The sequence below is a fragment of the Flavihumibacter sp. CACIAM 22H1 genome (assembly GCF_001601815.1).
Lineage (GTDB): Bacteria > Bacteroidota > Bacteroidia > Chitinophagales > Chitinophagaceae > Flavihumibacter.
On sequence record NZ_LUKG01000008.1, the window covers coordinates 75297 to 85486 of the forward strand.

A 10190-nucleotide genomic window follows, 5' to 3' on the forward strand; every position below is an offset into this window, starting at 1 on the left:
CAGCCGTTTTCTTTTTCAGGAAATTTTTTTGCCAGGTACGCATTCCATAATACCACGTTCCGGTCCTCTCCAAACACATCTGTCTTCTGCCGCCACATATAATTGATCGAAGAATTAAACTCTATATCTGCTGGTAAAAATACCGAACCTTCCGCGCCGGTTTCTGTAGTCCAGTATTTGGTCACCACATCAGGTCGTAAAGAAGAAATATTCCGGGTAAAATTAGGCGCAAAAGAGAGCTCTATATTGTATTTTTTTTGCCTTGGTCTTGTAAATGCCGGTACGGGCACCAACGGTTGAATAGGTATTGGTGTTTTTTACATTATTTACAAAGTTATTGTTCTTGCCACCGTTGTAATTTAAACTGAAATTGAAATTGGTTTTTATCTTCTTCAGTTCTTTCCAATAACCCGAATAAATATAGTAATTATAATTCCCATCCACATTTACATAACTGAATTGACGGCGGCCCTGATCATCAACGTTATCAGCACGGCTGATGGCATTGTCAATAAAATTGAATCCACCACTGAAATAAATATTCCTTCCGGTCAGCACTTTGTAATCATTGTAATTCAACCCGATATTATGCCGGAACTCCTGCTTTAAATTCGGGTTACCCACCTGGATATTCAGCGGATCGGTATTTTCCCGAATAGGTTGAATCTGCTGTAACGTAGGTTGAGCGGTTTGTCCGTTGTACCGTAGGTTCAACCCCCGTTGAGCCCCCATTTTAAAACGGATATTAGCCTTGGGAAAAAAGTTGGTGAAACTGTAATTATAGGTAGTGTCTTTCCGCAGATCCTGCTGGCGGAAATTCGCAAAATTTATATTGGAACCAAAGGAGGCAGTTATCTTGGACCCGTTGAACCGGAAATTGAGGCCGGTACTATGCGTATTAAAATCAAAGGCATAATCACTGCTGAACAGGCTGTCTAATACTTCGTATTTCCCGTTAAAATCCTTTACGAAAGAGCTCCGCAAAGCTTTACTGTTATTGATCCGGTACCCGTAATTCGTTTCTACAAACCATTTTTTGGAGAGCGGTTCGGTATAACTGATCCGGCCTCCCCAGATATTCGACTGGGTATAATTTGTTTTAACCTGATCCACCGTATCTGAACTGCTCATATTCCCATTCTCGTCAAAAAAACGGTTTACAGAATATAAATTTCCCGTGGTGGAGTTATTCTGGTATTGCTGATCAAAATTTACGGATAGGGTTCTGCCTGCTTTCATAAATTTCTTCCGCCAGATAGCAGAGGTTTTCATTTGCTGCCGATCTCCCGCAGAGCTCAAGCGCCTGCTTTGGTTATTGATCAATTGTTCCAGGTCGCCCAGTGATTCTGCTGTAAAAACGGAAGCATTACTGGCCTGCCCCTGCATTCCATTCACATTAATTTTGAGACTGGACAAAGAATCCAGCTTCACATCATAGAACCCAGACAACTGGTGTTTCAGGTTCATGGTAGAAGTTTTGCGGGTACTATTGTTGTAGAACAGCCGGTCAGACAGGATCGACTGGCTGGTATTGGAGCCCTCGTTTTCGATATTCTGTTTATAAAACTGGTAATTCCCGTTCACATGGGTTTTATCTGCATTCAGCTTATTGGAATAATGCGCACCGGCCGTCCAGGCTTTCGGCAGGCCTTCCCCGTTAAATTGCCCTCCCCAGGTATTAAATTCGTCCGATTCTGAAAAAGAATAAAATACCCCTCGTCTTCATTGTATTCCATGTTTGAGCCACCTCCAAAACGATCATTGTCCTGCCAGCTCAGCCCCGCTTTCCCGGTATTTGCCATGGTTCCATAAGCAGCTATTTTGCGTTTCCCCTTAAACGCATTGATCATGGCTTCGTTTTCATAATATCCCGGAATGCCGCCACTGAGTTTAGCTTTTCCGAAATAGCCCTTTTTCCGGTCTTCTTTTAGCGTCAGGTTAATGGTTTTCTGCTTTTCACCATCATCAATTCCGGTGAAACTCGCCTGCTCACTTTTCTTATCAAAGACCTGTACTTTATCGATAGCATCTGCTTGCAGGTTCTGGGTAACTACGGCCGGATCATCACTGAAAAACTCTTCCCCGTCTACCAATACTTTCTGCACTTTTTCTCCCTGTGCTGTAATTTCGCCCCGTTGGTTCACCTGTAAGCCTGGCAGCCTTTTTAATAATTCCTCCACGTTGGCGCCCTGTCTTACAGCAAAACTATCGGCTTTAAACTCCAGCGTATCGCCTTTCATACGAATAGCGCCAATCTTTCTCGCAACAATCACTTCTTCCAGTAGTACCGATTTTTTAATCAGGTTGATTTTACCAGCTTCAAACATAGCCCCGGAAGGGTTGATCACATCCAGGAAGTCAGCAAATTTGGGATAACTTACCAGCAACAATAACGGCTTACCTTCCGGCGCAGTTAAACGGAATTTACCCTGCTCATCGGTACGGGTATGTTTCAGTAAAACAGAATCTTTTGATAACAGGGCTACTACCGCATTAACAAGTGGTTTTTTTTCAGAAGTATCGGCAATTTGTCCCCTAATTTCTGTAGTTTGGGCATGTAGTAATAAGGAAACTAATAAAGTAGCGGTGAGACAGAATAATTTTCTCATTGTTGGTTTTGACTGGCGTGCCCAAAATTTGGATTTTATTTTTAAACTGCTTAACCGCTTATCACTAATTCTTCGTTAAACCCTAGATCATACAAATCACCCAATAACCTTAGTAACGCTTCCTACAGCATAAAGTATTACCTATGTCTTCACAACCAGGATCTTTCTACGAACAGGAAAATTTTATAGACACCAGCAAAAAGGTATGGAATTATTCCCTGCTCACAGACGAGGATATCCGAAACTTTCAACAGGGCACTCACTACTCACTGTACGAAAAATTCGGATCACATGCTATCCAGGTGCTGGATACCTGGGGCATCTATTTTGCGGTATGGGCGCCCAATGCCACCAGCGTTTCGGTGAAAGGCAATTTCAATCATTGGCGCAACAATGAATTTGAATTGAACCCACGTTGGGACAATAGCGGCATCTGGGAAGGATTTATTCCGAACCTTGGATTAGGCGAAGTGTATAAATACCGGATCAAAGGATTCCAGGGAATAGAGGCTGATAAAGGTGATCCTTTCGCCCGGTTTTGGGAAAAACGTCCCTTAACTGCTTCAATTACCTGGGATACCAACTATGTTTGGCAGGATGCAGCCTGGATGAAAAACAGGAAAAAACACAATGCCCTCAATGCCCCCTGGAGCGTTTATGAAATTCACCTGGCCAGTTGGATGCGCCCCGACAAAAACGACGAAGAAAGTTATAATAGCTATGCACAGATAACCGCCCGGCTGGTACCTTATGTACAAGAGATGGGCTTTACTCACGTAGAATTTATGCCCATTATGGAGCATCCCTTCGACGGCAGCTGGGGCTACCAGGGCACAGGGTATTTTGCGCCCACTTCCCGATTTGGTTCGCCACAGGATTTCAAAGCCATGGTAGATGCTTTTCATAATGCAGGCATTGGGGTTATTCTCGATTGGGTGCCCTCGCATTTTCCGTATGATTCGCACGGGCTATTCATGTTTGACGGAACACATACCTATGAATATGCCGACATGCGGAAAGGATACCACCCCGACTGGAACTCCTATATATTCAATTATAAGAGGGGAGAGGTTAAATCCTTTCTGATCAGTAGTGGCAGGTACTGGTTTGATCAGTTTCATATTGATGGATTCAGGGTAGATGCCGTTTCTTCCATGCTTAAACTTAATTATAGCCGGAAAGACGGTCAATGGGAACCCAATGAATTCGGAGGCGATGGAAATCTTGAAGCCATTGCATTTATCAAAGATTTCAATGAAACCATTTACCGCGATTTTCCCGATGTACAAACTATTGCAGAAGAAGCTACCGACTGGCCAGGCGTATCCAAGCCCACGTTCGAAGGTGGACTTGGATTTGGCATGAAATGGATGATGGGTTGGATGCATGATACACTCCGCTATTTCAAAAAAGATCCTTTATACCGGCAATTTGAGCAAGATGCGTTTACGTTCAGTATGATGTACTATTACGACGAAAATTTCATGTTGCCCTTGAGCCATGATGAGGTGGTTCATGGAAAAAGCCCCATGATTTACAAAATGCCGGGTGATGAATGGCAGAAATTTGCCAACCTGCGTTTGTTGTATACCTATATGTTTACCCATCCGGGTGGCAAACTTTTATTTATGGGAGATGAGTTTGCTTCCTCCGTTGAATGGAATTATAAATCAGAACTTCCCTGGGAACTTTTACAGTACGATAGTCATGCAGGCATGAAAAACTGCGTCAAAACACTTTGCCACCTCTTACGGGAAGAACCTGCCCTTTATGAAAAACAATTTGAAAAAGGAGGCTTTGAATGGGTGGATCTAAATCACCGGGCAGAATCGGTAGTGGTCTATCGCCGCAAGGGAGAAAACCCGGCAGAGGATTTGCTGGTAATACTGAATATGACACCGGAAGTAAGAATGAACTGGAAGCTGACCACCTACGGTAAAAAAAGCTGGAAGGAGATTTTCAACAGCAACCAGGTAGTGTTTTGGGGAACCGGGGATGTTTTTAATCCGGAAATTAACACAACAGAAGTGGATAAAAACAACAATTTATTTGAAATAAACCTACACCTCCCTCCGTTAGGGGCTGTAGTACTCAAATAAAAGGGCATTGCCCACCGTCCATTTACTATGAAACAGCTGATAATAGGGCTATTCTGCATAATCACCGCCCAGTTGGTACAGGCCCAACAGGACAGTATCTCCTTTTACCTTCAAAAAGGGGAAGAAGCCGCCTCGCGCCGTCAATACCTGCCTGCTTACCAATATTATAAACAGGCTACCAGTTTTGATGAAACGAATGCGGAAGCGCTAAAAGGAATGGCCTCCACGGCGTTGGAATTACGGTACTATGTAATTGCCCGTGAAACCTACAAGAAACTACTTAGTACCACACCAAAAGATACGGCGCTCATCAGGCAATTGGCAGAACTGAATTTTCAAACCAGGCAGTTCCAGGAAGCCATCACAATGGTTCAGCAGGCAAAGACCCTGGGCTCAAAAGCCCCGCTCGACTGGCTGGCAGCCCGCTGCTATTTTGAACTGGAACATTATGGCAGTTGTTTGGAGTCTATTGAGCGGGCCTGGAAAAAAGACAGTACCAACCCGCAGATGCCTTTTATTGCAGCGCGTTGTTATATTGAAATGAATAATTACCGCCGGGCCGCCGGTTGCTATGAACAGGCATTAAAGCTGGACCCCTCCAACAACAAATGGATGTACGAAGCTGCCATGACCTATTCAGCTATCCCCGATGAACCACATGCCATTCCCTGGTTTGAAAAAGCACTTACTGCAGGCCATCCCCGCAGCAATGATTTTCTGGAGAACTATGCCAATTCCTATTACGGCAATAAACAGTTCGACCGGTCTATTCCCCTGTACCAGGAAATTTTACAACGCAAACCCCAGGATATGGAAGTTTTGTTCAGCCTGGGTGAATCCTATTATTATTCCGGCAAACCTGCAGAGGCCATAGAAACCTGGGACAAAATGCTAGCCATTGATCCGGGCCAGGCACGTGCCGTTTATATGATTGGCATAGCCTACATCAAAAAAGGCGAAGACAATAAAGGCAAGGAACTCTGTGAAAAAGCCATCAAAATGGATCCTTCCCTTGCAAAACTGAAAGAGAAAAAATCCATGTTTGGCTTGTAAGACAGAAGCAGCTATCCCCTTACATTTTTTCCGGAACACGAATCCCCAACAAGGCCATTCCCGACGAAATTACATGCGCTGTCATTACGGCAATCCTTAACCGAAGTTCTTTTTTATTGGCCGATTCAGCCCGGCTGATCTGGTGTACGGTCAGGAAAGCATTGAACTGTTTGGAAAGATGAAATATATAGTTGGCCATAGCAGACGGATTATGCTCCGCCGCCGCCTGTTCTATCACCGAGGGAAACTGTTCCAGTGTTACCAGCATTCCCTTTTCCATTGGAAGCAAACTATCCTGCATCCATTCTTTGGAATCGGACACGGATTCTCTGCGCAGAATGGATTTTGTTCTGGCATATGCATATTGAATAAACGGACCGGTAAAACCATGTATATCGATAGATTCCTCCGGATTAAAGATCATTTTTTTCTGCGGGTCAACCCGTAACAGGTAAAATTTCAGGGCGCCCAATCCGATGGTATTGTACAATTCACTTAATTCAATATCAGAAAAGCCATCTACTTTGCCTAGTTCCCTGGTATTTTGTTCAGCAATCGCAATCATTTCTGCTACCAGGTCGTCGGCGTCTACCACCGTGCCTTCCCTGCTTTTCATTTTTCCACTGGGTAATTCCACCATTCCGTAGGAAAGGTGATAAATACCATCGGCTTTGGGAAGCTGGAGTTTTTCGGCTATCAGTTTAAGCACTTTAAAATGATAGTTCTGTTCATCGCCCACCACGTAAATACTCTGGTCAATTCCGTATTCTTCGTATTTCTGCTGCGCCAGGCCGATATCCTGGGTAATATAAACCGACGTACCGTCTTTCCGTTGAACCAGTTTTTCATCCAGGCCGTCTGCCTGCAGGTCTATCCAAACACTACCGTCTTCTTTTTTATAGAAAACCCCTTTTTCAAGTCCCTCCTGAACAATTTTTTTACCAAGCAGGTAAGTATTGCTTTCGTAGTAGGTAATGTCAAAATCAGCGCCGATATTTTCATAGGTAGCGGCAAATCCGTCGTACACCCATCCGTTCATCTGTTTCCAAAGATCAATTACTTCCGGTTTACCCGCTTCCCAATCTACCAGCATCTGTTGGGCAGCCCGCATAATCGGCGCCTGCTTTTCCGCATCTTCCTTCGATGTACCTGCGGCCACTAAGGCCTCTACTTCGGCCTTATAGGCATCGTTGAATTTGACGTAATAGTCCCCAACAAAATGGTCTCCTTTGGCCCCCACCAGGGCCGGTGTTTCGCCGTTTGAATACCGCAGCCAGGCGATCATACTTTTACAGATATGAATGCCGCGGTCATTTACAATACAGCCTTTAATAACCTCATAGCCCCCTGCTTTCAGGATTTCTGCAATGCTCCAGCCCAGGAAAATATTCCGCAGGTGCCCCAGGTGAAGGGGTTTATTGGTATTGGGCGAGGCGTATTCCACCATCACTTTTTTTCCATTGGCAGCGGCGCGGCCATAATTAGGATTGTAATAATGTTCTTCGAGCAGGGTGTTCCAATAAGAATCTGCCACGGTAAGGTTTAGAAACCCTTTTATTACATTATAAGCAGTAAAAAAGCCACTGTCCTGGCTCACCAGGAATTTGCCGAGTGTTTCGCCCAGTTCTTCCGGTTTTTGCCGAAGAGCTTTGGTAAGGCCAAATAAAACAACGGTATAATCGCCTTCAAATTCGGGCTTGGTCTGGTTAATCTGAAAATTAGCGGTCTCGTTAAACGCAGGGAATACTTCGCTGATTGCGCTGTTAACAATGCTTTGGATCTGTTGTGTAATCGCCATAGGCGGCAAAAATATATATTTGCGCCCATGTTAGCATGGGTGAGTCAAAGCATTAGCGCATTGATCGATTTCTTTTACCCTCCATTTAAGCGATATATACCTATTCAGACCTTCCGGTATATTGCCTGTGGTGGAGGCAATACCTTCTTGGATATCCTGATCTATTTTATTTCTTATAATTATATATTAGATAAACAAGATATTTACCTGGGATTCAATGCTTTTGGCCGTGAGGCGGTTATCAGTTCACCCATCATGGCCTTTATTATTTCTTTTTGCATCACTTTTCCGCTCGGCTTTTTTCTAAACAGAACTGTGGTATTCAACGACTCCGTATTACGCGGAAGGGTTCAACTCTTTCGGTATATTTTATTGGTTACTGCCTGTATTTTTCTCAATTATATATTTATTAAGCTGTTTGTAGAGCAATTTGGCATTTACCCTACCGTTGCCAAGATCTTCACCACCGTAATAGTGGTTTCCTTCAGTTACCTCACCCAACGCCATTTTACCTTTAAGAAATAAGCTATTCTGTCACACTAGGGGCCGGGCCATACCGGTGAATTGCGTTTTGGCAGTCTGGTTGCGGTCAACCTGACAAAACTGCCATTTTAACACTTGAAAATGGGCTTGGCATATTGATTGTCAATAGAAAATACATTCATTCATTAAAGGAAAAATTACATATATGGGAAAAATAATAGGCATCGACCTGGGAACTACCAACAGTTGCGTTTCGGTTATGGAGGGTAATGAACCCGTTGTAATCGCGAACGATGAGGGACGCAGAACCACTCCCTCGGTGGTAGCCTTCCTGAAAAACGGAGAACGTAAAGTAGGCGACCCGGCCAAACGCCAGGCCATCACCAACCCTCATAATACCATTATGTCGGTAAAACGCTTCATGGGCCGCCGCTTTGATGAAGTAACAGAAGAAATCAGCCATTGGAGCTATAAAGTAGCCAAAGGTGATAACAATACGGTACGGATCGACATTGATGGTCGTTTGTATACTCCGCAGGAAATCAGTGCAATGATTCTTCAGAAAATGAAGAAAACAGCCGAAGATTACCTGGGACAGGAAGTATCTGAAGCGGTAATTACCGTTCCGGCATATTTCAACGATGCACAGCGCCAGGCAACCAAAGAAGCCGGTGAAATTGCCGGACTGAATGTACGCCGTATCGTAAACGAACCCACTGCCGCAGCCTTGGCTTACGGATTGGATAAAAAAGGAAAAGACCAGAAAATTGCGGTATTTGACCTGGGTGGTGGTACGTTTGACGTATCTATCCTGGAACTGGGCGACGGTGTGTTTGAAGTAAAATCAACCAATGGTGATACCCACCTTGGGGGTGATGACTTCGATAAAGTGATTATGGACTGGCTGGCCGAAGAATTCAAGAAAGATGAAAATGTAGATCTGCGTAAGGATCCGATGGCATTACAGCGCTTGAAAGAAGCTGCCGAAAAAGCCAAGGTAGAATTGTCTTCTTCCTCTGAAACGGAAATCAACCTGCCTTATGTTACCGCCGTTGACGGTGTGCCCAAGCACCTTGTAAAAAAACTGTCTCGCGCTAAATTTGAACAACTGGCCGATAACCTGTTCACCCGCTGTCTGAAGCCTTGTGAGCAGGCACTCAAAGATGCCGGTATGAGCACCTCCGAAATTGATGAAATCATCCTGGTAGGAGGGTCTACCCGGATTCCTAAAGTGCAGGAAATTGTTGAGAAATTTTTTGGAAAAAAACCCAATAAAGGGGTTAACCCAGACGAAGTAGTGGCAGTAGGAGCCGGTATTCAGGGAGCGGTATTAACCGGTGAAGTAAAAGACGTGCTTTTGCTGGATGTTACACCGCTTAGCCTTGGTATCGAAACAATGGGTGGTGTAATGACCCGCCTGATTGAATCCAATACGACCATTCCCTCCAAAAAATCAGAGACCTTCTCTACCGCCAGCGATAACCAACCTGGTGTGCAGATTCATGTTTTGCAGGGAGAACGTCCGATGGCCAATCAGAATAAGAGCTTAGGTATGTTCAACCTGGATGGTATACCCCCGGCTCCGCGTGGTGTTCCGCAGATCGAAGTAACGTTTGATATTGATGCCAATGGTATCCTGCATGTAACGGCCAAGGACAAAGGAACCGGTAAGGAGCAGAAAATCCGGATAGAAGCAGGTTCCGGCCTTACAAAAGAAGAAATCGAAAAGATGAAGGCAGAGGCAAAAGCCAATGAGTCATCCGATAAGGAAGCCAAAGAGCGCGTGGAAAAGATCAACCAGGCCGACAGCCTGATTTTCCAAACAGAAAAACAGTTGAAAGAGTTTGGTGATAAAATTCCGGGTGATAAAAAAGCGCCTATCGAAACAGCCCTCACCAAACTTAAAGAAGCGCATAAAAGCCAGGATATTGCCGCCATTGATACAGCAGTTACAGAAATGAATACTGCCTGGACGGCTGCTTCTGAAGAGATCTATAAAGCGCAACAGGCCACAGGCGGCGCTGCTCAACCAGAAGGAAATGCCGGGGCTCAAAGCGCCAATGGCGAAAATGTGACAGATGCAGAATTCGAAGAAGTAAAATAGGAGCGAGGCCATGCCTGGCAACGTATACCGCTAACAATAAAAAA

At 44.5% G+C, this 10190-nt stretch carries 8 protein-coding genes; 4 read left to right on the forward strand and 4 right to left on the reverse strand.

The genetic code is table 11. The features are described from left to right. The 3 genes from A1D16_RS04400 to A1D16_RS04410 all read right to left on the reverse strand — a co-directional run. Positions 1-185: hypothetical protein (locus tag A1D16_RS04400; protein WP_290708025.1), on the reverse strand; the 185-nt coding region annotated here is incomplete at its 3' end. 37 nt (positions 186-222) lie between these two features. Further along, positions 223-1584, reverse strand: coding sequence for an outer membrane beta-barrel protein (locus A1D16_RS04405; RefSeq protein WP_290708027.1), 1362 nt, complete (start codon positions 1582-1584; stop codon positions 223-225). Between the two features lie 17 nt (positions 1585-1601). Continuing rightward, on the reverse strand, positions 1602-2609 hold the full coding sequence (locus tag A1D16_RS04410; protein ID WP_290708029.1) for a hypothetical protein: 1008 nt from the start codon (positions 2607-2609) through the stop codon (positions 1602-1604). Between the two features lie 143 nt (positions 2610-2752). Here A1D16_RS04410 and glgB point away from each other — a divergent pair, with 143 nt between their 5' ends. Continuing rightward, positions 2753-4708 carry a 1,4-alpha-glucan branching protein GlgB gene (glgB, locus tag A1D16_RS04415; protein WP_290708030.1) on the forward strand — a complete coding sequence of 652 codons (1956 nt, stop codon included), beginning with the start codon at positions 2753-2755 and terminating at the stop codon, positions 4706-4708. A gap of 27 nt (positions 4709-4735) precedes the next feature. Further along, the gene (locus A1D16_RS04420) at positions 4736-5761 is read left to right on the forward strand and encodes a tetratricopeptide repeat protein (protein ID WP_290708031.1); all 1026 of its coding nucleotides are present in this window, start codon (positions 4736-4738) and stop codon (positions 5759-5761) included. 19 nt (positions 5762-5780) lie between these two features. Here the strand turns inward: A1D16_RS04420 and argS are convergent, their stop codons facing one another. After that, a complete protein-coding gene (gene argS / locus A1D16_RS04425) occupies positions 5781-7559 on the reverse strand; it encodes an arginine--tRNA ligase (RefSeq protein ID WP_290708032.1) in 1779 nt (592 codons plus the stop codon). Positions 7560-7586: 27 nt separating this feature from the next. On the opposite strand from argS, the gene A1D16_RS04430 reads away from it, so the two are divergent. Continuing rightward, entirely contained in the window at positions 7587-8084 is a 498-nt protein-coding gene (locus A1D16_RS04430) for a GtrA family protein (RefSeq protein WP_290708033.1), read from the forward strand. A 163-nt stretch (positions 8085-8247) separates the two neighbouring features. Continuing rightward, positions 8248-10146 (forward strand): molecular chaperone DnaK, encoded by a 1899-nt coding sequence (gene dnaK, locus A1D16_RS04435; RefSeq protein WP_290708034.1) that lies wholly within the window; start codon positions 8248-8250, stop codon positions 10144-10146. Positions 10147-10190: the final 44 nt, after the last annotated feature.